Origin of the sequence: Longilinea arvoryzae, from assembly GCF_001050235.1 — a bacterium.
In the GTDB taxonomy this organism is placed as follows: Bacteria; Chloroflexota; Anaerolineae; order Anaerolineales; family Anaerolineaceae; genus Longilinea; species Longilinea arvoryzae.
Genome location: NZ_DF967972.1, coordinates 3,352,763 through 3,376,666, shown reverse-complemented (window position 1 = coordinate 3,376,666; position 23,904 = coordinate 3,352,763). Strand labels below are relative to the sequence as shown.

19 protein-coding genes are annotated in these 23,904 nt (G+C 57.1%); 13 read left to right on the top strand and 6 right to left on the bottom strand.

The window, feature by feature from the left end; translation table 11 throughout:
* Positions 1-997: amino acid ABC transporter ATP-binding/permease protein (locus LARV_RS20415; protein ID WP_172797891.1), on the top strand; the 997-nt coding region annotated here is incomplete at its 5' end.
* A gap of 89 nt (positions 998-1,086) precedes the next feature.
* Positions 1,087-3,453 carry a VIT domain-containing protein gene (locus LARV_RS15055; RefSeq protein ID WP_075074405.1) on the top strand — a complete coding sequence of 789 codons (2,367 nt, stop codon included), beginning with the start codon at positions 1,087-1,089 and terminating at the stop codon, positions 3,451-3,453.
* Positions 3,454-3,582: 129 nt separating this feature from the next.
* Here the strand turns inward: LARV_RS15055 and LARV_RS15050 are convergent, their stop codons facing one another.
* From LARV_RS15050 to prfA, 3 genes are read right to left on the bottom strand one after another with little or no spacing between them, the layout of a single operon-like run.
* Positions 3,583-4,209, bottom strand: coding sequence for an L-threonylcarbamoyladenylate synthase (locus LARV_RS15050; RefSeq protein ID WP_075074404.1), 627 nt, complete (start codon positions 4,207-4,209; stop codon positions 3,583-3,585).
* Entirely contained in the window at positions 4,206-5,057 is an 852-nt protein-coding gene (gene prmC, locus LARV_RS15045; RefSeq protein WP_075074403.1) for a peptide chain release factor N(5)-glutamine methyltransferase, read from the bottom strand. The genes LARV_RS15050 and prmC overlap by 4 nt, the downstream gene beginning before the upstream one ends.
* Positions 5,044-6,120: a peptide chain release factor 1 gene (gene prfA / locus LARV_RS15040; protein ID WP_075074402.1), complete on the bottom strand. Its 1,077-nt coding sequence runs from the start codon at positions 6,118-6,120 to the stop codon at positions 5,044-5,046. Before prfA ends, prmC begins: the two co-directional genes overlap by 14 nt.
* A 337-nt stretch (positions 6,121-6,457) precedes the next feature.
* Between prfA and LARV_RS15035 the strand changes: the two genes are divergently transcribed.
* The 10 genes from LARV_RS15035 (at position 6,458) to LARV_RS14990 (ending at position 17,312) form a co-directional block, all read left to right on the top strand.
* Positions 6,458-7,837, top strand: a complete 1,380-nt coding sequence (locus LARV_RS15035) for a cytochrome ubiquinol oxidase subunit I (RefSeq protein WP_075074401.1) — start codon at positions 6,458-6,460, stop codon at positions 7,835-7,837.
* A 9-nt stretch (positions 7,838-7,846) separates the two neighbouring features.
* Complete coding sequence (gene cydB / locus LARV_RS15030) at positions 7,847-8,863, top strand: cytochrome d ubiquinol oxidase subunit II (protein WP_075074400.1); 1,017 nt, start codon at positions 7,847-7,849, stop codon at positions 8,861-8,863.
* A 125-nt stretch (positions 8,864-8,988) separates the two neighbouring features.
* Complete coding sequence (locus LARV_RS15025) at positions 8,989-9,399, top strand: RidA family protein (RefSeq protein WP_075074399.1); 411 nt, start codon at positions 8,989-8,991, stop codon at positions 9,397-9,399.
* Between the two features lie 17 nt (positions 9,400-9,416).
* Positions 9,417-10,412 (top strand): glycosyltransferase family 2 protein, encoded by a 996-nt coding sequence (locus tag LARV_RS15020; protein ID WP_075074398.1) that lies wholly within the window; start codon positions 9,417-9,419, stop codon positions 10,410-10,412.
* Between the two features lie 3 nt (positions 10,413-10,415).
* Positions 10,416-11,840 (top strand): sugar transferase, encoded by a 1,425-nt coding sequence (locus LARV_RS15015; protein ID WP_075074397.1) that lies wholly within the window; start codon positions 10,416-10,418, stop codon positions 11,838-11,840.
* Positions 11,841-11,843: 3 nt separating this feature from the next.
* The gene (locus LARV_RS15010) at positions 11,844-13,727 is read left to right on the top strand and encodes a polysaccharide biosynthesis protein (protein WP_075074396.1); all 1,884 of its coding nucleotides are present in this window, start codon (positions 11,844-11,846) and stop codon (positions 13,725-13,727) included.
* The gene (locus LARV_RS15005) at positions 13,727-14,713 is read left to right on the top strand and encodes a lipid II:glycine glycyltransferase FemX (RefSeq protein ID WP_075074395.1); all 987 of its coding nucleotides are present in this window, start codon (positions 13,727-13,729) and stop codon (positions 14,711-14,713) included. Before LARV_RS15010 ends, LARV_RS15005 begins: the two co-directional genes overlap by 1 nt.
* 4 nt (positions 14,714-14,717) lie before the next feature.
* Positions 14,718-15,239, top strand: a complete 522-nt coding sequence (locus LARV_RS15000; RefSeq protein ID WP_075074394.1) for an NUDIX hydrolase — start codon at positions 14,718-14,720, stop codon at positions 15,237-15,239.
* Positions 15,229-16,341 carry a lipid II:glycine glycyltransferase FemX gene (locus LARV_RS14995; protein ID WP_075074393.1) on the top strand — a complete coding sequence of 371 codons (1,113 nt, stop codon included), beginning with the start codon at positions 15,229-15,231 and terminating at the stop codon, positions 16,339-16,341. The genes LARV_RS15000 and LARV_RS14995 overlap by 11 nt, the downstream gene beginning before the upstream one ends.
* Positions 16,338-17,312: a D-cysteine desulfhydrase family protein gene (locus LARV_RS14990; protein WP_083522612.1), complete on the top strand. Its 975-nt coding sequence runs from the start codon at positions 16,338-16,340 to the stop codon at positions 17,310-17,312. Before LARV_RS14995 ends, LARV_RS14990 begins: the two co-directional genes overlap by 4 nt.
* A gap of 7 nt (positions 17,313-17,319) precedes the next feature.
* Here LARV_RS14990 and LARV_RS14985 read toward each other — a convergent pair whose 3' ends face one another.
* Positions 17,320-19,464 (bottom strand): WD40 repeat domain-containing serine/threonine protein kinase, encoded by a 2,145-nt coding sequence (locus LARV_RS14985; protein ID WP_075074391.1) that lies wholly within the window; start codon positions 19,462-19,464, stop codon positions 17,320-17,322.
* A 177-nt stretch (positions 19,465-19,641) separates the two neighbouring features.
* Here LARV_RS14985 and LARV_RS20220 point away from each other — a divergent pair, with 177 nt between their 5' ends.
* Entirely contained in the window at positions 19,642-20,631 is a 990-nt protein-coding gene (locus LARV_RS20220) for a hypothetical protein (protein WP_075074390.1), read from the top strand.
* 105 nt (positions 20,632-20,736) lie between these two features.
* Here LARV_RS20220 and LARV_RS14975 read toward each other — a convergent pair whose 3' ends face one another.
* Both LARV_RS14975 and LARV_RS14970 read right to left on the bottom strand, forming a co-directional pair.
* Positions 20,737-22,533, bottom strand: a complete 1,797-nt coding sequence (locus LARV_RS14975; RefSeq protein WP_075074389.1) for a hypothetical protein — start codon at positions 22,531-22,533, stop codon at positions 20,737-20,739.
* Positions 22,530-23,900 carry an SPFH domain-containing protein gene (locus tag LARV_RS14970; protein ID WP_075074388.1) on the bottom strand — a complete coding sequence of 457 codons (1,371 nt, stop codon included), beginning with the start codon at positions 23,898-23,900 and terminating at the stop codon, positions 22,530-22,532. Before LARV_RS14970 ends, LARV_RS14975 begins: the two co-directional genes overlap by 4 nt.
* Positions 23,901-23,904 lie beyond the last annotated feature (4 nt).

Sequence of the window (23,904 nt, the reverse complement as noted above, 5' to 3'; positions counted from 1 at the left end):
CCTGACTGCCAACCTGACCCTGTTCATCATCCTGCTGGTTGCCATTCCGCTGGTCGGGGCCGGAAAATTGGACGGCGTTCTGCTGGCGGTCGTTTCGCTGGTGACGCTGTCCAGTTTCGAGGCGGTCGCGCCGCTGCCCCAGGCCGCGCAGATGCTCGAAGCCAGCCTCGATTCCGCGCGCCGCCTGTTCGAGCTGGTGGATGCGGAACCGGCCGTGTCGGAACCGGATGCGCCGTCGAAACCTCCGGTGAGCGCCGATCTTTCGGTGCGCAGCCTGACCTTTCGGTATGAAGCCGGTCTTGCTCCCGCGCTGCAAGGCGCCGATTTGGAATTGACGCCGGGCCGCAAGGTGGCACTGGTCGGGCCGAGCGGCGCCGGAAAATCGACCCTGCTGGCGCTCCTGATGCGTTTCTGGGATGTGCCAGCCGGGACGGTCTTCATCGATGGACAGGATATCCGTTCCTACCGCAGCGAGGATGCGCGGCGGCTGTTTTCACTGGTCTCGCAGACAACCTATCTGTTCACGGCGACCCTGCGCGAGAATCTGCGCCTGGCCAATCCCGATGCCGGCGCGGGCGATTTCGAACGCGCCCTGGATCAGGCCGGGCTGCGGGATTGGTTCGTCCGGCAGCCGGACGGTCTGGATACCTGGCTGGGCGAACGCGGACAGCAGATGAGCGGCGGTGAAAGGCAGCGCCTATCCCTGGCGCGCGCCCTGCTCCAGAATGCACCGGTTGTCCTGCTGGATGAGCCGACCGCTCATCTCGATCCGCTGACCGAACGCGAGATCATCCATACCCTGCACGCCGTTTTGAAGGAACAGACAGTCTTATGGGCCACCCACAGCCTGAAGGGCATGGAGTGGATGGACGAGATCGTCGTTCTCGATCGCGGCCAGGTTGTCGAACGGGGAACGCACCGCCAATTGATGAAACTGGACGGCCTGTACGCCCGAATGTGGAGAATCCAGAATGAGGCCCTGCCGCCGGACGAGTAATTGACTCCCGGAACTTTAGCAGAGGCGGCTGCGTCTTAGCCTCAGGCAGGCTGGTATACGCCCGATTCCCATCCTGCCGGGAGGAGAAGATGAAAACCCGCTGGTTCGCCGTTTTGTTGGGAATGTGCATGCTGCTCCTGGCGACAGCTCCGGTGCAGGCAGATGGAATCATTATTCCAACGCCGCAGCCCTGCCCGGCGGATGGCTGCCCACCGGTCATTCCGGTAGCGCAACTGGCCATCAAATATCACCACGTGGATGTTAAAATCGAAAACCAGATTGCCGTGACGCACGTCGATCAGGTTTTTTACAACCCAAACGACTGGCAGGTGGAAGGCACCTACCTGTTCCCACTTCCGTTGGGCGCAGTTGTGACCCGGTTTACGCTATGGGTGGATGGGAAACCGGTCCAGGGGCAGGTGTTGGACGCCGCCCAGGCCCGTCAGACCTATGAGAATATCGTGCGCACATTGCGCGACCCGGCCCTGCTGGAGTATGCCGGGCGCGGAGCCGTCCAGGCCAGCATCTATCCCATTCCTCCCAAAGGGGAACGCCGCATCGAACTCGAATACAGCCAGGCGCTGACGGTCGACAACGGCCTGGTGCGCTATGTTTATCCCCTCAACACAGAGAAATTTTCCGTTCAACCCCTGGAGAGTGTCCGGGTGAGCATCTCGATCCATTCCGACCCGCCCATTCGCACGCTTTATTCGCCATCCCATAAGGTCGAGGTCACCCGCAGTGGTGAAAACGACGCGACCGCGACTTACGAAGCCAGTAACCTGATACCGGATCAGGATTTTGCCCTGTATTATTCGGTGGGCGAAAGCGAAGCCTTCCACCTGTTCACCTACCGGGATCCGGGAGATGCAACGGAGAAGGATGGTTTCTTTATGCTGCTGCTGGCGCCGCCGCCGGGTATGAAATCTGAAACGGTCGCCAAGGACTTGCTGCTGGTGCTGGATCGTTCGGGCAGCATGGAAGGCGAAAAGTTCTCTCAGGCGCAGGCCGCGCTGCGCTTTATCCTGAAGAATCTGAACCCGGGGGACCGTTTCTATCTTTCCTCGTTCAGTTCAACCCTTCAGGAATATGCCGGCGATCTGAGCCCGGCAGCGGACGCGGATTCGGCTTTGAAGTGGGTGGATGGTTTGAGCGCGTTGGGAAGCACGGATATCAACCGCGCCCTGCTCGAAGCGGCATCGGTTGCCAAAAGCGACCGCCCGACCTATCTGATTTTCCTGACCGATGGGCTGCCCACCGAGGGCGAAATCGACCGCCAGAAAATCCTGGATAATTTCATGGCGGCTGCGCCGGCCAACCTGCGCCTGTTCACCTTTGGCGTCGGTTATGACGTGGACACCCTGCTTCTCGACTCACTGGCGCAGGAACATCAGGGCAAGACCACCTATGTCCTGCCCGGCGAGGCGCTGGACGAGGCGCTGTCGGGCTTCTACGAGAGCATCAGTTCGCCAGTGTTGACCAACCTGGAGATTGATTTTGGCGACCAAAGCGTTTATGACATTTATCCACAGACGTTGCCGGATCTGTTTGCCGGCGGGCAGATCATCGTGACCGGGCGCTATCGCAAGGGCGGCGCGTTCGATCTCAGCCTGCATGGCCGGGTAAACGGCGAAGAACAGACTTTGCGCTTCACGGATCAGAATTTCGTCGACGACAATCACAGCGAGACCGGACCGCTTTCGAATCTGCCGCGCCTGTGGGCCACCCGCAAGATCGGCGCCCTGCTCACCCAGATTCGGTTGCAGGGTCCCGATCCGGAATCCATCGATCAGATCGTCCGTTTGAGCATTCGCTACGGTATCGTCACCCCATATACTTCCTACCTGGTCACTGAAGAGATGCCTCTGGGAGCGGCCAATCAACGCGATCTTGCCGACCAGAGCCTCCAACAGCTCCAGGCCATGCCGACCCAGGCCAGCGGCGCTGGCGCGGTCAACAAGGCAGCCGAGGAAGGCGCCCTGTCGTCTGCACCGGCGGCTCCGGAAATCTCCGGGGAAGCTGCCCAGAGCGTCAAACTGGCCGGTTCGCGCACCTTCGTGCTCAAGGAGGACGTCTGGTACGATACGGCTTTCGACCCGGCGCTGATGAAGCCGCAGCAGATTTCCTTCCTCTCGACGGATTATTTCGCGCTGGCCAATGCGCGCCCGGACGTTGGTTCGGCGCTGGCGCTGGGGCAACGGGTGGTGATTGTGGTGGACGGTCAGGCGTATGAGATCATCGACGCGGGCCAACCCGCTCTAGCCGTCACGCTGCCCTCCCCGTCGACGCCGACGATTGTTATCCAGCAGCCTGCCCAGCAACAAATCACCCCGACGCCGACGACTCCGAGCGGAAGCGAGAATCCGCCGGCGGATAGCCCCATTTTATGCACAGCCATCGCGCTGCCACTGCTCTTGATCGTCTTCCTGGCCAGCGCCAGTAAACGCAAACAGTAAACCTGTCACCGGAATCGAAAACGCCGCCTCAGCAATTGCCCGGATCGCTGAGGCGGCGCTTACAGGAGAATGCAATCTTAGCGTAGAGCGTCAGAATAAGGCGAATATGAGGGATAGTTTAGGAGAAGATTAGAAATCGCGGCCCAGGGCCTGCGCCAGCAATTCATGGGTGATCGCGCCTTCACGTAGAATGCGCGGATCGACGCCTGTGCAATCCACCACCGTCGAAGGCACTCCACCCGGGCAGGGGCCGCCGTCAATGATCAGATCCAGCCGGTCTTCGAGCTGGTTCAGGACGTCCTGAGCGGTCACCGGGCTGGGCAGCCCGGAAAGGTTGGCCGAGGTGGTCGCCAGAGGGCCCGCGCTTCGCAAGAGGGTCAGGGCAAAAGAATGGTCGGGCATGCGCACACCGATGGTGGGCAGTTGTGAGAGGTTGGCGGGCAGCCCGGGATTGCGCGGGACGACCAGCGTGAGCGCACCCGGCCAGAAACACGCCGCCAGCTTGCGGGCGGTATCTCCCAGACCGGCCGACACGCGGGCCAGGTGCGCGACGTCGCCGATCAACACGGGAATCGCTTTGGCTTGGTCGCGTTCCTTGATTTGATAAATGCGATCGATGGATTGGCTCAAATCGACCCGGCAGCCCAATCCGTAGACCGTATCGGTCGGGAAGGCGATGACGCCGCCGGCCTGAAGGATTTCCAAAGCGCGCGGTAGTGATTTCGGGTCATCCACCGAAAGGATTTTTGAGTTCATTTTTCGTTCTCGATCTTCAACAGGCGCGGTTTGCCGGCCAGATCGGGCAGCAGGTTAATTGGAGCAACCGGCAGCAAAGAGCGCGCCAGGGCGGGCGCACTTTCTCCCTGGCCGGCTTCGATTTCCAGTAGAATCACGCCGCCCGGCGCCCACCAACGCGGCGCGTCTTCCAGGAGGGCGCTGATTAGCAGCAGACCGTCCGGGCCGCCGTCCAGGGCGCTGAGCGGTTCGAATTTGGACACCAACAGTTCTTCGAGGGTGGCGGAAGGAATGTACGGTAAATTCGCCACAACCAGGTCCAATTGGCCTGTAAAACCATCCAGCAGGTTGGTCTTCTGCCAGCGGATGCGGTCGGAAACGCCGTGACGGACCGCGTTTTGTCCGGCGATGTCGAGAGCCGGTTGGGATTGGTCGGTTGCAACCAGGTTGAGATCGGTCTGATGGTAAGCCAGACTGACGGCGATGCAGCCCGATCCGGTGCCGACATCGGCGGCGCGACGTCGATCGGGGTGTTGCTTCAACCATGTCAACGCCTGTTCGACGAGTAATTCCGTCTCCGGGCGGGGAATGAGCACATCCGGCGAAACGATGAAATCCAGGCCAAAGAATTCCCAATGCCCAAGCAGGTAGGGCAAGGGGACTCCCTGAAGGCGCTGCTCCAACAGATCGTCGAGCAGTTCGAGCTTTTTTGCGTCCAGTGGTTTTTCCGGGTGGGTCAACACCCAAGTGCGGGTCTGATTAAATCCATGAGCCAGCAGAAGTTGGGCTTCCAACCAGGCATCCGGGCTGGCCGTTTCTAGGCGGCGGCGGGCATATGCCAACCAGGCTCCGCAGCTATTCGTCTCCATCTTCCTCGCCGGTCGTCGAAAGGCGTTCGCTTTCCTCCCGGATGGACAGCTCGTCGATAAATTCATCCAGTTCGCCATCCATGACCGCGGGAAGATTGAAAGAGGAAATATTGATGCGGTGATCCGTCACCCGGTTTTGAGGGTAATTGTACGTGCGGATCTTTTCGGAGCGCTCTCCCGTGCCAATTTGCGAGCGGCGCGAGTCATCCAGTTCCTGCTGGCGTTTTTGCTGTTCCAGGTCGTACAGGCGCGCGCGCAGGATATTCATGGCGCGCAATTTATTCTGCAACTGCGAGCGTTCATCCTGGCAGGTCACCACCAGGCCGGTAGGCAGGTGCAGAAGGCGGACAGCCGTTGAGTTTTTCTGCACGTTCTGGCCGCCGGCGCCTGCCGAACGATAGACTTCGATCTGGATATCTTTTTCCGGAATCTGGATATCCACATCTTCAACTTCCGCCAGGACGGCCACCGTGACGGTGGAGGTGTGAATACGCCCGGCGGCTTCGGTGATGGGTACGCGTTGCACGCGGTGGACGCCGGATTCGTATTTCATACGCGAATAAGCGCCCTTGCCTTTGATATTGAAGACGATTTCTTTGAAACCGCCCAGGCCAATTTCACTCTGCGAGAGGATTTCCACTTTCCAGTTTCTTCGTTCGGCATAGTGCGAATACATGCGGAACAAATCGGCGGCGAACAATGCTGCTTCATCGCCGCCTGTGCCGGCCCGAATTTCGAAGATGACGTTACGGTGATCGCGCGGATCTTTGGGCACCAACAGGGCTTTGAGATCTTTTTCCAGTTGAACAACCTGGGGTTCGATTTCCTGCAATTCGGCAGTGGCCAGTTCGTGGAGTTCAGCGTCATCGCTGTTCAACAGGTCGCGCGCTTCTTCGACCTGCTTGAGCAGCGTTTTATATTCGCGGGATTTCAGGACGATGGGTTCGATTTCAGCGCGTTCCTTCGCCAGTTCAGCGATACGCTGATAGTCATCTGAACTCTGTTCGAGCAGATGGCTTAATTCGTCATAATGGGCTTCGATTGAGGCAAGCTTTTCAAGCATAAGGATCCAAAGGTTTTGAAATTTTGTGCACCAAGCTAATAATTATACCAGTCTTTAAGGCGGGTTCTATACGTACAATCGCGAATCCTTCACCGGCCTTTTTAGGTAAAATAACTCTTTTGGATTTATGATTGCGCGTTCATCCAACCTCATCTACAATTGTGGAAAATCCCGGAAGTCATTGGGTGATGACAGAGGATGAATTCATGGGGAAATTATTCAGGATGGCCGAATGACACCCTTCCATAGGCTTTTGGGACTCGGATCGCTAGACTGTTATGAATAGGGGATCCGTTAATAAAACGTCGCGATGAACTTCATTGATGAGGAGTTGTTTATGAATGTGCTGACTCTTTCGCAGATCCAATTCGCCGTTACGACCATATATCATTTCTTTTTCGTACCGTTAACGATCGGCCTCTCGGTGCTGGTTGCGCTCATGGAAACTCAATACGCGCGCACCAACAACGAGGATTACAAGCGCATGGCAAAATTTTGGGGAAAGCTGTTCCTGATCAATTTCGCCATGGGTGTGGTGACCGGTATTGTGCAGGAATTCCAGTTTGGAATGAACTGGTCGGAATATTCCCGGTTCGTCGGGGATATCTTTGGCGCGCCGCTGGCGATCGAGGCCCTGCTGGCATTCTTCCTGGAATCCACTTTCCTGGGTTTCTGGATTTTTAGCTGGGAAAGGGTCTCCAAGAAACTGCACCTGACCGCGATCTGGCTGGTGGCATTTGGCACGGTCATATCCGCATTGTGGATCTTGATCGCCAATTCCTTCATGCAGCAACCGGTTGGTTACAGCATCCAGAATGGTCGGGCCGTGATGAGCGATTTTGGGGCGCTCCTCCAGAACCCGAATGTCTGGGTGCAATTCCCGCATGTGATTTTCTCCGGCTTTACGACGGCAGCCTTTTTTGTGATGAGCATCAGCGCCTATCATTTGCTGCGCAAGAAGGATGGAATGTTCCGCCGCTCGTTCCAGACCGCGGCGGTCTTCGGCAGCGTGGCCGTTCTGCTGGTCATTCTGGTGGGCCACAGCCAGGCGCAGCACATGGTCCAGACTCAACCCATGAAAATGGCGGCGGCAGAAGCATTGTGGAATAGCGAAGATCCGGCCGCCTTATCGCTGTTTACCATCGTCGACCAGGCCAATAAAAGCAATATCGTCGATATTCGCATTCCGAGGCTGCTCAGTCTGCTTTCCTACAACCGCCTGAACGGCCGGGTCATGGGCATCAACGAGCTTCAGGCGGATTACGAGCAGACCTACGGCGCCGGGAACTACACGCCCATCATCTTTATCAATTACTGGTCCTTCCGTGTCATGGTCGGCCTGGGCTTTCTCATGTTTGCCGTGGCTGCCTATGCCCTCTTCAATGTTTTGAAAAACCGGCCGGCTGAGAAATTCAAATTCCTCAACCTGTTCCCGTTTTTCATCGCCTTGCCGTATCTATCCAACACCACCGGCTGGATCTTGACCGAGATCGGCCGGCAGCCATGGGTGGTCTACGGCTTGCTCAAGACAGAAGATGCTTTTTCGCCAAATCTATCGACTGGCATGGTCCTGGCGTCGTTGATCGGTTTTACCCTGGTCTACGGTCTTCTACTCATCGCGGATGTCTATTTGCTGGCCAAGTATGCCAAGGCCGGGCCTGAACCGTTGGCGGATGAGGGCAAGCCCATCGCGATCGAAGAAGCTTACCAGGAATAGGAGGCTGACATGCAATTAAACGTCCTTTGGTTTATATTGATTGCCATATTGTATATCGGCTATTTTGTGCTCGAAGGTTTCGATTTTGGGGTGGGAATCCTGCTGCCGTTTCTCGGCAAAACGGATACCAAGCGGCGCGTAATGATCAATACCATAGGACCGCACTGGGACGGCAATGAAGTCTGGTTGCTCACCGCCGGCGGAGCCACATTTGCAGCCTTCCCGCAATGGTACGCCACGCTATTCAGTGGCTTCTATCTGCCGTTGTTTCTGATGCTGATTGCCTTGATCGTGCGGGGTGTGGCGTTTGAATTTCGCGGCAAGGACGACAATCCGCGCTGGCGCAGTCTGTGGGACTGGGCGATCTTTGTCGGCAGTCTGGTGCCCGCCCTGTTATGGGGGGTGGCCTTCACGAACTTCGTGTTGGGGGTGCCGATCGATGCCCATATGCAGTACGTGGGCGGTTTCTGGAATCTACTCAATCCGTATGCCCTGCTGGGTGGACTGGTTTCGTTGTTGGCCTTCACCTTACACGGCGCCATCTTCCTGACGTTGAAAACCGATACGGAGATTTCGGAGCCTGCCCGCAAGATCGCCGGCCGGGTGTGGCTGCCCCTCGTGATCGTCCTGGTGGGTTACACAGTTGGCATGTATTTCAAAACCGATATCCTCACCAAATTGGGGATCGATCCGGGGGTCATTCCGATCTTTACCGTGATTGCGCTCCTGGTCGTGGGCTGGTTCGTCCGTCAAAAACAGGATGGTTGGGCATTCACATTCATGACGCTGTCCATCGCCCTGGCTGTCACGACTTTATTCATGCTCCTGTTCCCGCGGGTCCTGATATCGAGCATCGACCCGGCCTTTAGTTTGACGGTTGACAATGCTTCATCCAGTCCCTATACCCTGACCGTCATGAGCACGGTGGCGTTGATCTTCGTGCCGATCGTACTGGCCTATCAGGGCTGGACGTACTGGGTCTTCCGAAAGCGGGTCAGTTCAAAGCCGAAGGAATTGCATTACTAGGATCGCGATCCTTCCATCCAGGCGGGCAATTCGAATTGCCCGCCTTTTTACGCCTCCGTTCGCTCCCGAAATTGGTGAAGTTGTCGTAAAATCAGCATAAGAAAATCAAAATACGAGGAAAAATCATGAGTCATTGCTGTGAAGACCGTACTGTCATCGCTGCCGAAAATGCACCCAAGGCGATTGGCCCTTATTCGATGGCCATTAAAGCAGGCCCGTTTGTTTTCACATCCGGGCAATTGGGTCTTGATCCGGTTACCGGCGCCCTGGTCGAGGGGGGCGTGGAGGCAGAAACGCGCCAGGCTTTGACCAATCTGAGCCACATTTTGCAGGCGGCTGGCACGGGGCTTGCCTATGTCGTGAAAACGACGGTATTTCTGCGCGATATCAATGATTTTGCGCGCATGAATTCTGTCTATGCTGAATTCTTCACCGAAAATCCACCGGCGCGATCCGCTATCCAGGTTGCAGCGCTACCCAAAGGCGGCGCCGTCGAAATCGAGGCCGTTGCCTCTCTCCCGGCTGAAGAGAAATAGCTCCCTCGCGCAGGGTCATGACCCAAGTTTCCATCATTATTCCATGCTATAACGAACAGGCGACCATCCCGCTGCTTCTGCAGGCATTGTATGACCAGACCTACCCGCGTGCGCGGATGGAAGTGGTCATCGCGGATGGCCTTTCGACCGATCGAACCCGAGAAGCCATCGCACAGTTTCAGTCGGATCATCCGGACTTGAGAGTTCGCCTGGTCAGCAACCCCAGGCGGCACATACCGGCTGGCTTGAATGTTGCCCTGGCCGCCGCTACGGGTGAAATTGTGATTCGATTGGATGCTCATTCTGTCCCGGCGTTGAATTATGTGGAACGCTGCGTCAGAGACCTTGAATCGAAATTCGGAGATAATGTTGGCGGCGTGTGGGAGATTCAGCCCGGCGCCGCCACATTTACTGCGCGGGCGATTTCCGCGGCCGCTGCCCATCCCTTCGGGGTTGGGGACGCGCTTTACCGCTACGGCAGCAAACCCGGTCCGGTGGACACCGTGCCTTTCGGTTCGTTTTACCGCGCATATCTGGCCAATATTGGCGGGTATGACGAAACCCTGCTGTCGAACGAAGACTACGAACTCAACACGCGCATTCGTTTGCGGGGCGGCCGGGTTTTTCTGGATCCGGACATTCACTCGGTGTATTTTTCCCGCCCAACCTTTTCGGGATTGGCGAAACAATATTTCCGCTACGGCTATTGGAAGTTGCGCATGTTGAAACGCTACCCGGCGACCATCCGCTGGCGACAGGCTTTGCCGCCTCTTTTTGCGGCAAGTATTTTGATCCTGGCCCTGGCGGGATTGTTTTTGCCGCTGGCGCGCTGGCTGCTGCTTTTTGAACTTGGATTTTATCTTCTGGCATTGATAGCCGGGTCCGTACCGGTGGTACGTAGAAAGCGCGATCTTCGGTATATAATGGGAGTCCCGCTGGCCATTTCAGTCATGCATTTTTCCTGGGGTTTTGGATTCCTTTGGAGCCTGATCAGATCGGCGGTAGAATCATAAGCCATGGCCTATTCACAAAATCATCAAAAACCACTCTGGCGAATGCGCGCCACGGACAAGCGCGTTCTATTATTTATCGGTGATTTGCTGGTGACCCTGATTGCCCTGTTGATCGCTTTATATTTCTGGGCGCAGGGCGATGCGTGGTTAAAATTTTCCTGGAAATTCCTGAATGAACGGGTTCCAACCTGGTTCATCTTATTGCCGGCCTTCTGGCTGATCCTGCTCATCGAACTTTACGATATGCGCCGCGCCAACAGCCGCAGGGAAACGTTGCGGGGTATCGCCCTGGCGGCCGGCATTGGCATGGCCATCTACCTGCTCATCTTTTTTATCGCCAAGGACCCGCTGCCGCGGCGTGGCGTAGCTGGGTTTGTTTTGGCCGCCTCTCTGTTTACGCTGGGATGGCGTTCTCTCTACATCAATATTTTTACGGCCCCGCAATTCATGCGCCGCGTCCTCATCGTGGGCGCCGGCAGAGCTGGCAGTACCCTGGTCGAACAGATCCACCAAATTTGGCCGCCGCCTTTCTTCGTCGTTGGTTTTATCGATGACGATCCCTCCAAAATTGGGGAGGATGTGGAAAAGGTCAAGGTCATTGGCGGAGGATCCGATCTGCTCGAGATCATCGACCGGGAATGCATTTCGGATTTGATTTTTGCCATTTCGGGCGAGATGAATTCGACCATGTTCAATGCATTGTTGGAAGCGCGCGAACGCGGCATCGAGGTCTCCACTTTCGGCAGTGTGTACGAAGAACTGCTTGGGCGAGTACCGATTGCACTGCTTCAATCCGATTGGATTTTGCGCTCTTTTGTCGACCAGGCGCACGCCAATGCTTTTTTCGATCTGGCGAAACGCCTGATCGATATCCTGGGCGGCTTGATCGGCACCGCGGGGATGCTGCTCATTTTGCCATTTGTGGCGCTGGCCACTTTGATTGACAGCGGATTTCCGCTTTTCTACACCCAGGAGCGCCTGGGCATGTACGGGAAACCGTTCAAGATTTACAAATTTCGCACCATGGTTCAGAACGCTGAAAAAGATGGCCACGCACGGCCAGCCGTTGAAAATGACGAACGCGTGACGAACGTCGGCCGGTTCCTTCGAAGAAGCCATCTCGATGAATTGCCGCAGTTCTTCTTTAATGTTCTGAAAGGCGATATGAGCCTGGTGGGGCCGCGATCTGAGCGACCTGAATTGATCGAAAAATTCCAGCTCGACATTCCATTTTACCGGGCGCGTCTGTTCGTCAAGCCCGGCCTGACCGGATGGGCTCAAGTGAACTTCGGATATGCCTGGGACGTCCCGACCAATACCATCAAACAGGAATACGACCTCTACTACATCAAGCACCGAACCTTATTGCTGGATATCCTGATCCTCATCCGTACGGTCAGCACCGTTATTGGGTTAAAAGGGCAATAAAGAATGAAGGCAAAACCCACGATTCGTAGCCGGTATATCCTGTTGGGAGATATTTTGCTGATCGTCGCATCGGCGATGGGCAGTTATGCCCTTCGCCTTGAATTAGGCGCTGCATTCCTGCAATATCTCCCCACCATATACTGGTTGATCGGCGTATCTGTCATTATCAAGCCTCTTTTCTTTCAATATTTTGGCCTGTACAGGCGTATGTGGAAATACGCCAGCGTGCGCGAATTGACCCTGATCGTTTTTGCGGTGACGACTTCCAGCCTGGTGGTGTCGGTTTTGCTGATCAGCCTGCACAGCCTGGGCGTATTCGCCGGCCTTTCGCGCTCCGCGCTGGCGATCGATTGGTTGCTGACGATCCTTCTATGCGGCGGTTTCCGATTGGCCTTGCGCGTACTGGCTGAAAACGCCTCACTGAATGTCAATAAATCGCAGGCGAAACGCGCGTTGATCGTTGGCGCAGGCGATGCAGGCGCGCTGGTGGTGCGCGAGTTGCAGCGAAGCTCGCAAATCAACCTGACTGCCGCCGGTTTTTTGGATGACAATCCCACCAAGCAGCGCCAGCAAATTTATGGCATTCCCGTGGTCGGTACGATCACAGATCTGGCGCACGTGCTGGACAACCAGCATATCGATGAAGTGATCATTGCCATTCCCAGCGCTCCCGGCCGGATCATTCGTATGGTTTCGGATATTTGCCGCCTGAAGGGCATTCCCTTCCGCACCATGCCCGGCATCTATGAACTGCTGGGTGGAAAGGTCAGTGTCAGCCGCCTGCGGGATGTGGATATCACCGACCTGCTGCGGCGCGAGCCAGCCCGCATCCGGGATGAAGAAATCGGCGAGACGCTGAATGGGCGGGTGGTGATGGTGACCGGCGCCGGCGGTTCGATCGGCCGCGAGTTGTGCCGTCAAATCGCTCGCTGGGGGCCGGCTGAACTGCTGATGCTGGGACATGGCGAGAACAGTATTTTCGAAACACTGCTTGATCTTCAGGAGAGCTTCCCGGGTCTGCCAATCCAGCCGTTGATTTGTGATGTGCGCGACCGCGACCGGCTGGAAAATTTGATGAATAAATATCAGCCGCAGGTGGTCTTCCATGCGGCGGCGCACAAACACGTGCCCATGATGGAAAAAAACATCGAAGAAGCTGTATCCAATAACATCCTGGGGACGCGAAATCTGGTCGACCTATCAGTTTCCCATGGCGTCGAACGATTGGTGATGATTTCCACCGACAAAGCCATTCGTCCCGTCAACGTGATGGGCGGAACCAAACGGATCGGCGAGATGATCGTTCTGGATGCAGCCGCCCGTTCCGGCCTGGCTTATTCGGTCGTCCGTTTTGGCAACGTGTTGGGCAGTCGCGGCAGCGTGGTGCCCATTTTCAAGCGTCAGATTGCCAGAGGTGGGCCGATTACCATCACGCATCCGGATATGCGGCGTTATTTCATGACCATTCCGGAAGCGGTGTATCTCGTGCTCCAATCCGCCAGTCTGGGGCAGGGCGGTGAGACTTACGTGCTCAACATGGGGCAGCAAATTCGTATTCTCGACCTGGCCGAAGATCTGATCCGGTTATCCGGTTTGACCCCGGGCCGGGATATCGAAATCGTCTTTACCGGCGTGCGCCCGGGTGAAAAACTCAGCGAAGATTTATGGGATGAAGGCTGCACCTTCCAGCCCACCCCGCACCCGGATATTTTCCGCCTGGACGCCCAGGAAGAACTGCATGGCGAGAAGCTGCGGCGGGCGGTGGAAGAACTCGGCCGCCTGGCGCGCGAAGGCGACGCGACCTCTGTCGTTCGCATGTTGGACGACCTAATTCCGGGCTCCGAGATCCGCTGTACGCCACCGCCAGAATTGACAGCGATCGACTGATGACGATATTGACGCGTTCCGAATGGGATGAATTTCTAACCCATTTTCCACAGGTGCATTTATTACAGACCAGCGCATGGGGAGAATTGAAGATCCCTTTCGGATGGTCTCCGGAGAGAATTCAGGTCGGTGATAACGGCGCCCAGATTTTGTTCCGCCGGCTTCCGCTTGGATTCACCATCGCATATATTCCCAAGGGGCCTCTGGGGAAGAATTGGGCATCCCTTTGGCCTGAAATCGACCGTCTCTGCCGCCAGCGCCACTCGATTTTTCTGAAAGTCGAGCCTGACGCATGGAGTGAACAGGAAGACAATTATTCCGGCCAGTTGAATGAATTTATACCGGCCAGGACGATCCAACCCCGACGCACGATATGGATCGATCTATCCGGCCGCGAGGAAGATTGGCTGGCGCGGATGAAACAAAAAACCCGTTACAACATCCGCCTGGCGCAAAAGAAGGAGATCGTCGTTCGCGAGAGCGCCGATCTGGCTGAATTTCAACGCCTGATGCAAACCACCGGGACGCGGGATGGATTCGGTGTTCATTCTCGGGACTATTACCAGCGCGCTTACGAGTTGTTCTCCGCTACCGGAAAGGTCGCGTTGCTGATTGCTGAATATCAGGGGCGGGGGCTGGCCGCGTTGATGGCCTTTACCTCAGGCGAACGCGCCTGGTATTTGTACGGTGCCAGTTCGGACGAGGAGCGCAACCGCATGCCAACCTACGTGTTGCAATGGGAGGCCATGCGCTGGGCGGCCGCCCATGGTTGCCAGAGTTATGATCTGTGGGGCGTGCCGGATGAGGACGAAGTGACGCTGGAAGAACAATTCGAAGCGCGATCGGACGGCCTGTGGGGTGTCTATCGCTTCAAACGCGGATTTGGCGGCCGGTTGATGCGTTCCGCCCAGGCCTGGGACCGGGTGTACCAGCCGGTGCTTTACAAGGCTTATCAGGCCATCCTGCGGCGGCGTGGGGAGGAGTAGGAGAATGGCGCATCATTGTCTGCAGTGCGGCGCTGAATTGCAAACCACCTGGAATGAACGCGAACGGGAAGCCTGTCCACAGTGCGGTTGGGTTTATTATCCGCAGCTCAAGCTCAGCGCGGCCGGTTTGATTCTGAAAAACGATCGCCTGTTGCTGGTGCGGCGCGCTTTCGAGCCCTGGAAGGATTGCTGGTATTTGCCCGCCGGTTACGTCGAGGCCGATGAAGATCCGTCCGAAGCGGCTCAACGCGAAGTGCTGGAAGAAACCGGTCTGGTTGTGCGAGCCGGACGCCTGCTGGGTGGGTATTATTTCGATGACGATCCGCGCGGAAATGGTTTTCTGCTGGTTTATGAATGCCGGATCCGGGATGGCGAGCTAAGCCTGACCCCGGAAACCCGTGAGGCGGGCTTTTTTACACGCGAACAGTTGCCCCGGCCCATGGCAGGCGCAGGGCACGCCAGCGCCATCCTGGATTGGCAGACGGGGCGCCTGGAGATATCGGGGGCGACGATCGATGAACCCTGAAGCTGTCAACCTCGATGAATGGGATCGACTCATCGCCGGCCTGCCGAACGCGCACGTGCTGCAAACCCGGGAATGGGGGCAGGTGAAGGAGCAGGTCGGTTGGAAAACCGATCCGCGCGTCTGGCGAAACGATCAAAACCAGGTCTGCGCTGCTGCCCTGATCTTGCAGCGGGAATTGCGCCTGGGCGGTTTTTCCGCTCGTCTGAAAGTATTATACATCCCACGCGGTCCGTTGCTGGATTGGGAGGACGTCGATCTGCGGAGGCGTGTTTTTTCCGATCTGGAGTCCTACGCATCTCGATCCGGGGCGATGTTTATCAAGCTGGACCCTGAAATAGCGCTGGGCTGGGGACAGCCCGGCACGCCGGAAGAACACAATACATCCCTGGGGCGTGAAATCGAGGCCGAGCTGTCTCAACGCGGTTGGCGATTTTCGACCGAGCAAATCCAATTTCGCAACACTGTACTCCTGGATCTGAACGGCAGCGAAGAGGACTGGCTGACGCGCATGAAGCAAAAGACGCGCTATAACCTGCGCCTGGCGCAGCGCAAAGGGGTGAGCGTGCGCCGTGGGACCTGCGCTGATTTCGATTTTTTATATCGCATGTACGCAGAAACCTCCGTTCGGGATGGATTTGTCATTCGCCCGCAGTCTTATTATGAAATGGTCTGGAAGCAATTCATGGAGCGGAATATGGCCTGCCCATTGATCGCCGAAGTGGATGGCGAAGCGGTGGCGGCTGTGTTCGTATTTTGGTTTGGCGCGCGGGCCTGGTACCTGTACGGCATGTCGCGCGATATCCATCGCGATAAAATGCCCAACTATTTGCTGCAGTGGGAGGCCATGCGCCTGGCGAAGGAAAAAGGTTGTCAGGCCTATGACCTGTGGGGCGCTCCGGAAGTCTTCGATGAAAGCGATTCGATGTGGGGGGTCTACCGTTTCAAAGAAGGACTGGGCGGCCGGGTCCTCCGGTCGTTGGGCGCCTGGGATTTTCCCACCCGCCCCGGGTGGTACAGGTTATATATGCAGGCGCTGCCCAAAATCCTGGATTGGATGCGCCGGCGCGGAAAACAACATACCCGCCAGGAGGTCAGTCTGTGAAGCAAATCCCCCGCATCCGCCTGGCTCACCTGCCGACCCCGATCGAACCGCTGCCGCGTTTGAGCGCTCACCTGGGCGGCCCGCGCCTGTGGGTCAAGCGGGATGACCAGACCGGGCTGGCGTTTGGCGGAAACAAGACCCGCAAGCTGGAATTCGTCCTGGCGGAAGCGCAGGCCAACGGCGCGCAGACCCTCATCACCGTGGGCGGCGTGCAGTCCAATCACTGCCGGCAGACGGCCGCCCTGGCGGCGCGGTTCAACCTGGACTGTATCCTGGTCTTGAACGGCGACCCCAATCAGGCCCCTTCCGGCAACCTGCTTTTGGACCAATTCTTCGGAGCCGACATCGTCTGGACGAGCCGCGAACAGCGCGAAGCTGCCCTGCAGACTACATTTCAACACGCCTGGGAAGAGGGAAAGCGGCCCTACCTGGTGCCGTTGGGCGCTTCGACTCCGCTGGGCGCATTGGGCTATGCGGCCGCCTTCGAAGAATGTTTGCAGCAGGATGTCGTTCGACCGGATTGGATGGTCGTGGCGTCTTCCTCCGGCGGAACCCAGGCCGGACTGGTTCTGGGCGCGAAGCTGGCCAACTGGGGCGGAAAAGTGCTGGGCATCAGCATCGATCAGCCGGTTGGCGAGCTGCAGCAAACCGTAGCCAATCTGGCCAGTGAAGCATCCATCCTGCTGGGTGAAAAGCAAATCCTCCGGCCGGCCGATGTGCTCGCCAACGCAGATTATCTGGGCGGCGGTTATGCCGTTCTGGGGGATGCCGAGGTCGAGGCCATCCGGTTATTCGCGCGCTATGAAGGGCTGCTGCTGGATCCGGTTTACACCGGGCGGGCGGCTGCCGGGCTGATCGATTTGATCCGCAAGGGATTTTTCAAACCGGATGAAAGCGTGCTCTTCTGGCACACGGGCGGCACACCGGCTCTTTTTGCCGATGGCTACCGGGCGCAATTGACTCAATCCTGAGACCGGATCAATTTCCGGACGGCCGCCAGGCCGGGCTGAAATCATTGCCCGGATCGGTTGTCAGGCGGACCAGATCGGATCCATTGACGGCCATGCGGTAGATGTCGTGATTATTTCCATCCGGCCAGCATTCGAAGGTAATGTAGTAACCATCCGATGAAATGCTCGGTTTATACTTCGGCCCATATGCGCCGACGTTTTCGGCCGGGATGCGGAATTCTTTGAAGGTTTTTCGATCTTCATACCGCAGGGCTGTCAACCAGGTTTTGACATTATTATCGCTTACCTGGGAATAGTAAATGATTTGTCCATCCGGCGACCAGGTGGGCATCTGGTTGTTGATATCTCCCGAAACCGTAAATTGTTCGTTCAAGGTGCCCGTATCGGTCATAATCCAGATCTGATCGAAAACCACCGTGCGGACGAAAGCAATTTGCATACCGCTGGGAGACCAGGAAGGCTGGCGATCGAAATAGCGCGTCGCCGACAACTCCTGTAGGTTGCTGGTTTCGAGGTTGTAGACAAAAATGTGCGGCCGGCCGGTTCGCAGCGAAGTAAATGCAATTCGCTTGCCGTCCGGCGCCCAGGCGGGATCGAAATCCCCGGCCGGGCTCGGCGGGACGGGTAAGGGAACGGGCTGGCTGTCGCTCGCCAGATCGAGGATGAAAATCTTGGCGCCCGGGTAGGTGCCCTCTTTCCGCCGGCAGGGAGATATATAGGCCAGCTTCGTCCCGTCCGCCGACCAGTTCGGCTGGCAGGCGCCTTCGTTTTCACTGGTGAGCTGAACCTGATTGCTGCCGTCGCTGTTCATCAGCCAGATTTGCATGATTCCGGTGCGGTCGGACACAAACGCGATCTGGCCCATGCCGCCGCCCAACGGAGTAGCCGATGGGGTGATCGCCACAGTCTCCGTGGCGGTACCGGTCGTTGGAGTGGCCGTGAATGAGTCATTCGATCCGATGGCTGCCTGAGTCAGGTTTTCCTCACCGGTGGGATGCAGCGTTTCGGTGGGAATGACCGGGATCGTTTGGGTCGGTTCGAATGCCCCCGGTGAGTTTCCGCCAGCCGTACCCCCCAGGTTGGCTAAAGCCGCTTTGGGAAGATCCGGATAGGCAATCATCAAACCGAGTCCCGAACCCAAAACAACCATCAGGGCGATCGCCAGAATCCGCAGGATCGGCGATTCCCGCCGCTTGCGGCTGATGGATTTCCGACGTGGAAGACCGACTGCAGGTGCAGCATCTCCGCCGGCGTCGCCGCCATTTCCATTGTCGTTCCCGTCGCCATCATCCGGAGGTGGTGGGGGCGGCGAAACCATGGGCCTTTTTTGAGTGAGCTCATGCAGGTTGGCTGCTTCGGCCAACGCCAGCTTGAAATCCGCGGCCGTTTGATAGCGATCGTCCGGGTCGACTTCCAACGCTTTTTCGATGGCGCTGGCCAGTTTGCGATTGACACGCGGCATCAATTCCCGGATGGGGGTCAATTCGGCTTTGCCCGTGGCGCGCGCCAGGCTGTCTTCCGGAATCACGCCGGTCAACCCGGCGTAAAGGGTTGCGCCCAGCGAATAGATATCCGTGCGTTCATCTGTGCGCGCAGTTCCATACTGTTCGGGTGGTGAATAACCCGGCGTCATCGCGCGGGCCCCGGTCGTGGTGGCCTGTTCGCCCTGAACGACCTTGGCAAGTCCAAAATCCACCAGCAGGACTTCCCCGCCGGGAGTAATTTTAATATTGCCGGGTTTGATATCCCGGTGAAGAACCGTTGGCGTCCGCGTGTGCATGTAGGTCAGCGCATCGCAAATCGAAACGCCGATCAACACCACTTCCTGCTCACTCAATGTGCCTACGCGCTCGATACGCTGTCGCAGATCCTCGCCGTCGATGAAATCCATGATCAAGTATTGGCCTTGATCACCCATCTGAAAATAGTCCCCGACACGCGGCAGGGTGGGATGGCGTAAACTGGCTAATATACTGGCTTCACGTTGGAATTGGCGGGCGTATTCATCGGTCAGGAAAAGATTTTCCTTAACTGCAACCGGAATGCCAAGGTTTTCATCTGTGGCACGATAAACAGCGCCCATCCCTCCCTGCCCGAGGATGGAGACGATGCGATATCTTTCGTTTAATAGCGTACCAGGGGCAAGCGGCATTAAACCCATCCAGCGATTTAGTACAATGATTTTACCCTTGTCTTGAAGAACACGCAATCGAATTTTAACCTAACAGCCTTCGCTTTTCGCCCGGTGGAGGACACATTTCAAAAGAGATAGTTTCTTTACGTGCTATAATCACGCCAGATCAGGTTATCCTTGCATGTCGTCACATCTATGAAACTTGATATTAAAACTGCCGTATTAACATTGATCGTCATGGCCGCGGGGGGCGGTCTACTGGTATTTCTCATCGGTATTCGAACGATTCGCTCCGGTCAGAGGTTGCCCTTCTTCCGGAAACGCCAGGACCTGTTGATGCGCGGCTGGCGAAGAATTGTGTTATCAGTGTTACTGGTCGCCTGCGCTTTCTTCATCGGCAAATTTGGCGAGCCCACGGCGTATAAGGTATTTCCGCCTTCACCCACCATCACCCTGACGCCGACCATTACTTTGACCCCGACGATCACGCTGACGCCAACGATCACGCTGACGCCGACCATCACCAATACGCCCTCGATCACGCCGACTCCGATGATGCCCGAGGAGATTGCAACCCAATTTCTGGGCATCGTCACCCCGAATCCGGAGTCTGTTTTTAGCACCCTGCAGTTCTCCAAAGCCATCGATGAAAGCCGCCTGGCCGTGAACCCGGCCACTGAATTTGCCAACCCGGTTGGAAAGCTCTATGCCACATTCAGTTACAACAACATGCTGGATGGATCCCAGTGGACAGCGTTGTGGTATCGGGTGCAGGATCTGAAGTTGATTTGCTATGAGACTCAGGCCTGGAATGGCGGCACCGGTGGTTACGGTTATACCGAGTGCGAGCCGATATCATCGGATTGGCTGCCGGGCGAGTATGAAGTGCAGGTCTTTTTAGGCATGCAGTGGCAGGTATCCGGCCGCTTCACGGTAACCGGAAATCCGCCGACACCCGTGCCGACCATGACGCCAACCCCGACTCGAACGGCGACGATCACTCCCGGCCCATCTCCAACGCGCACCTCCACGCGTACGCCGCGGCCGTCTCTCACGCCCACGATCACCCGTACCCTGGCTCCTTCGCTGACACCGACGCGAACCTCGACACACGCGCCGACCTGGACTTCAACGCCGGTCACACCCACGAACACCCGCGCACCGACGATGACACCGACGCCTTGACGTGTGGTCTGGGCCAGGAATTGGGGCCATCTCCCGCAGGGCTACCTGAAGCGAGCCAAAGCCAGAAATCGATCGGCCGCGGTTGCTTTCAGGTATGAGCTGGCATCATGAAATGGTATGCCCGCGTTTGCTTTTATATTCTTCTGCCTGATAGCGCCGGATGATCGACAACGCATTCTCAAGGCTGGCTGGGATCGGCTTTCTTTTTTTGAGCAAATTCTCGCGAGCGGATTTCAACACGGCCGAATACATGCCGATCAATTCGAAGATCGTATCGTCTGCCGAGACCTTCTGTTCCTGAAGTTGAATGAAGCTCAGGATTGGCTTGGACTGGAGCAGACGGGAGATTTCCTGATTACAACTCTGGCGGTGGAGTTCAGCCAGCACGCGGCTGCTGCTGCGCGTCAGATTTTCGGCGGTCATGCGCCAGGCTTCGACGTGCTGGTTGAGAATGACCTGCTCGTTGGTCGTGAACGAACCGATATCGATCCATTCCAGACGCACGCCGTGCATTCGGGCCCTTGCCGGAAATCCGCTGGCAAACTCCCGGAAGAAGTTGCTCAGTTGGGGCCGGGGAACGAAATTCGGAGCAACGGGCAACTGCCCTGAAATGGGTGAGAAAAAGTGCTGGAAACGCGGCCGGCGAGCGTGTTTATGCTCGCGATAAGGCAGGGGAATCGGCTTATGATAATTTTGGGGGCGGCGCGGCAATTGCGGCTTCTGGCCCATGCGCAGAGAGCGCGCCCGGCGCCGGTGCGACCAGATCCGGCGTTGCACGGCGCCTTCCAGGGCCAACTGGCGCTGAATCTCAGGTTCTCCAATAGCCGCCAGCAGCTCACCCAGGGTACGTTCGCTGATATAGCGGATGAGTTCCTCCCGAACGAGATTCTGCATGGCCAGCGACCAACGTTCGCCTCCGACGGTCTGATACGTCAACCAGTAGACAGCCTGGCGGCGGAACGGATAAGGCCGGCCAAGGGTCCCCTGGTCGACGCCGCGCCAGACGCTGAAAATCAGGCGCAGGCCTTTGACGCTGATGTGAATGCCATCGCTGGTCCGGGCGTCGACGTCGAAATGCGCGGTTTGATCGCGTAGATCGATGATTCGCCGCAAGCGTTCGAAACCCTCCAGCGTGCTCACTGCGGGCAGATATTCGGGTGTTCCAAGTGTGCCGTTGGGTCCCAGCAGCTTTTTGGCGGTTTCAGGCGAGGCGCCGAGGAGAGACGGAAAATAGCGCGCCAGAAATTCCGTGAAACGCTGCCGGAAGGATTTCGAATGCCATTGGATGCGAAGATTGGGACTGATGGGGTGAAAAGCGCCGTTGATTTTCTCGAAGACGGCCGCAAATTCGACATTCACCTGCACCCGGCAGGGGCCCCCGATGCGAATGGCTGGCGAATTTTCCTGCTTGACCGTGAGCGCTTCACTGTCGATGACCAACGTGTGCATTTCCGACGAGGCAAACGCGGTGCGGCTGATAAACTCCCGCCCGATGGAGGAGTTGGGCAGTTCGAAGATGTCCATCAGGTAAATGGCGGCGATTTCATGGGCGAGCCAGACCGGCAGGAAAAGCGTGATCAACCGGCTGACCGTTTCACGGGCCAGGAAAAATCCCAGAAAGTGGTCGATGGAAACCAGCAGCAGCGCGGCAGGCGAGGAAGCTGGATCCAGGGCCAGGTGTAGCAAACGCACCGAATCATCGCTCCAGGAGTGATACCAGAAGGCTGTAATGATCCAGGTGGCCACGACCAGGATGCTAAAAACGGCGCCGCGGAATTGGCCGCCGGCCTGATTCAGGGCAAAGATCCGGGTGATTGCCAGTTCGAACGCCTGGGCGACCGAATCTGAATGCGCGGAATCCGGGGTGGAGGTGGAAGGAATCGAGTCGTTTTCGTTGGTCATAGATCAGGCTGCTTTTCCACCCAATCGATGAGTTCCTGGAGTTGGTTAATTTCATCCGCGGTCAGGCTGTGCAGGGAGGAATCCCGCTCGCACTGGTCCATATTTCCGCGCAAGAGTCGCTTGAGCACCTCTCGCCCGGAGAGGAGTTCGTCAGCCTGGAGGGCGGCAAAGGGCTGGCTGGCGCTCTCGGCGACGCGAATGTGGGCGTCTTCCTGGCCCTGCTGGACGACATAGTCGCGCTGGTGATCCACGAGGATGCGGTCCTTGCGGGCGCGGTTCAACCAGGTGGTATTCCAGCGGCGAACGAGTTGGGTTTCGATTTCATCCGGCAGCATCAAATTGTAAATCTCAACCCGCGTCACCTGAATGCCGCGCTTTTTCAGGAGTTGGTATTCGCGGCTCTCTTCGTTTTCGTCCGTTTCGGCGCCGAAATTGTTCAAAATCGGCGTCCTTTCGGACGTGAGCCGGCTCCGGACGACGTTGAGGATGGTCTTCATGGCGCCATTCTGGTTGGCGGAGCGTTGAAACAGCTCATCCAGCGTAAATTTACTCAGAAACTCGCGCCACACATCCGCAGCCAGATAAGCCGGCAGCCAATCCCAGCGCCGGATGCGATCTGCGGCATCGATCGGCAGATTGAGATCGATATTTTGCCCAAGGATTGCCTTCTCGATGGAAGAAGGCCGGAATCCAAACTGGGTATTGCCTTCGCCCAGGTTGGCTTCGAGGCGGAAATAGACACTGATGGTCGAGACAATTTCGATTCCGTCGCGAGTGAGTGCGCGCGTGTCGTTTCGATCGCGCTGGCGGGTTTGATATTCCGCGGCGGTTTCCTTCTTACCTTTTTCGGCAAAGGGTGAGATGGGGTTGTTGGGCGAGGGCCCGATGGTTTGCTTGTGTAGGTGCAGGTCTACAACCGAATCGGGAGAAACGAACTCACCCCGTTTTGTAAAAACCACGCCCGGCCCGATTGCACGCACGAAACGGGTCGGCCGTTTCAACACGGCTGCGCTGGCCGTATCCAGCAGAATGACGCCGGGGCCGGTTCTCAGTTCTTCGCCTTTGCGTTTTTGGATTTCACCGTCGACGATCGAGATCGCCGGGCCATGCATTCCCAGTGGATAGAGTAGTAACCGGCGGAATACTTCCAGTCGTTCATGGATCGTCTTCACAGGTAGGGTGAACTGGGAGAAAAACGCCAGCCAGATGAGAAGCCCCAACCCAATGAGCGCCGTATCCAATACGAACGTGGCTTCATTGAGAGTTCCGCGGTTCAGATAGAGATACACAATCAAAGCAATCGCCCCGATCCAAAACGGCCGGTTCCAGGGCGGTTTGAAGAGATTGCGAAGGCTGAGTTTCCCCATGCAT

Excerpts from the sequence above, each read along its gene's own strand:
- LARV_RS15005 (WP_075074395.1), top strand. The coding sequence starts at position 13,727 with ATGACGATATTGACGCGTTCCGAATGGGATGAATTTCTAACCCATTTT.
- LARV_RS15050 (WP_075074404.1), bottom strand. The coding sequence starts at position 4,209 with ATGAACTCAAAAATCCTTTCGGTGGATGACCCGAAATCACTACCGCGC.
- prmC (WP_075074403.1), bottom strand. The coding sequence starts at position 5,057 with ATGGAGACGAATAGCTGCGGAGCCTGGTTGGCATATGCCCGCCGCCGC.
- LARV_RS15010 (WP_075074396.1), top strand. The coding sequence starts at position 11,844 with ATGAAGGCAAAACCCACGATTCGTAGCCGGTATATCCTGTTGGGAGAT.
- LARV_RS15055 (WP_075074405.1), top strand. The coding sequence starts at position 1,087 with ATGAAAACCCGCTGGTTCGCCGTTTTGTTGGGAATGTGCATGCTGCTC.
- LARV_RS14995 (WP_075074393.1), top strand. The coding sequence starts at position 15,229 with ATGAACCCTGAAGCTGTCAACCTCGATGAATGGGATCGACTCATCGCC.
- LARV_RS14985 (WP_075074391.1), bottom strand. The coding sequence starts at position 19,464 with ATGCCGCTTGCCCCTGGTACGCTATTAAACGAAAGATATCGCATCGTC.
- LARV_RS15000 (WP_075074394.1), top strand. The coding sequence starts at position 14,718 with ATGGCGCATCATTGTCTGCAGTGCGGCGCTGAATTGCAAACCACCTGG.
- LARV_RS15020 (WP_075074398.1), top strand. The coding sequence starts at position 9,417 with ATGACCCAAGTTTCCATCATTATTCCATGCTATAACGAACAGGCGACC.
- LARV_RS14970 (WP_075074388.1), bottom strand. The coding sequence starts at position 23,900 with ATGGGGAAACTCAGCCTTCGCAATCTCTTCAAACCGCCCTGGAACCGG.
- LARV_RS15025 (WP_075074399.1), top strand. The coding sequence starts at position 8,989 with ATGAGTCATTGCTGTGAAGACCGTACTGTCATCGCTGCCGAAAATGCA.
- LARV_RS14975 (WP_075074389.1), bottom strand. The coding sequence starts at position 22,533 with ATGACCAACGAAAACGACTCGATTCCTTCCACCTCCACCCCGGATTCC.
- LARV_RS20220 (WP_075074390.1), top strand. The coding sequence starts at position 19,642 with ATGAAACTTGATATTAAAACTGCCGTATTAACATTGATCGTCATGGCC.
- LARV_RS15015 (WP_075074397.1), top strand. The coding sequence starts at position 10,416 with ATGGCCTATTCACAAAATCATCAAAAACCACTCTGGCGAATGCGCGCC.
- prfA (WP_075074402.1), bottom strand. The coding sequence starts at position 6,120 with ATGCTTGAAAAGCTTGCCTCAATCGAAGCCCATTATGACGAATTAAGC.
- cydB (WP_075074400.1), top strand. The coding sequence starts at position 7,847 with ATGCAATTAAACGTCCTTTGGTTTATATTGATTGCCATATTGTATATC.
- LARV_RS15035 (WP_075074401.1), top strand. The coding sequence starts at position 6,458 with ATGAATGTGCTGACTCTTTCGCAGATCCAATTCGCCGTTACGACCATA.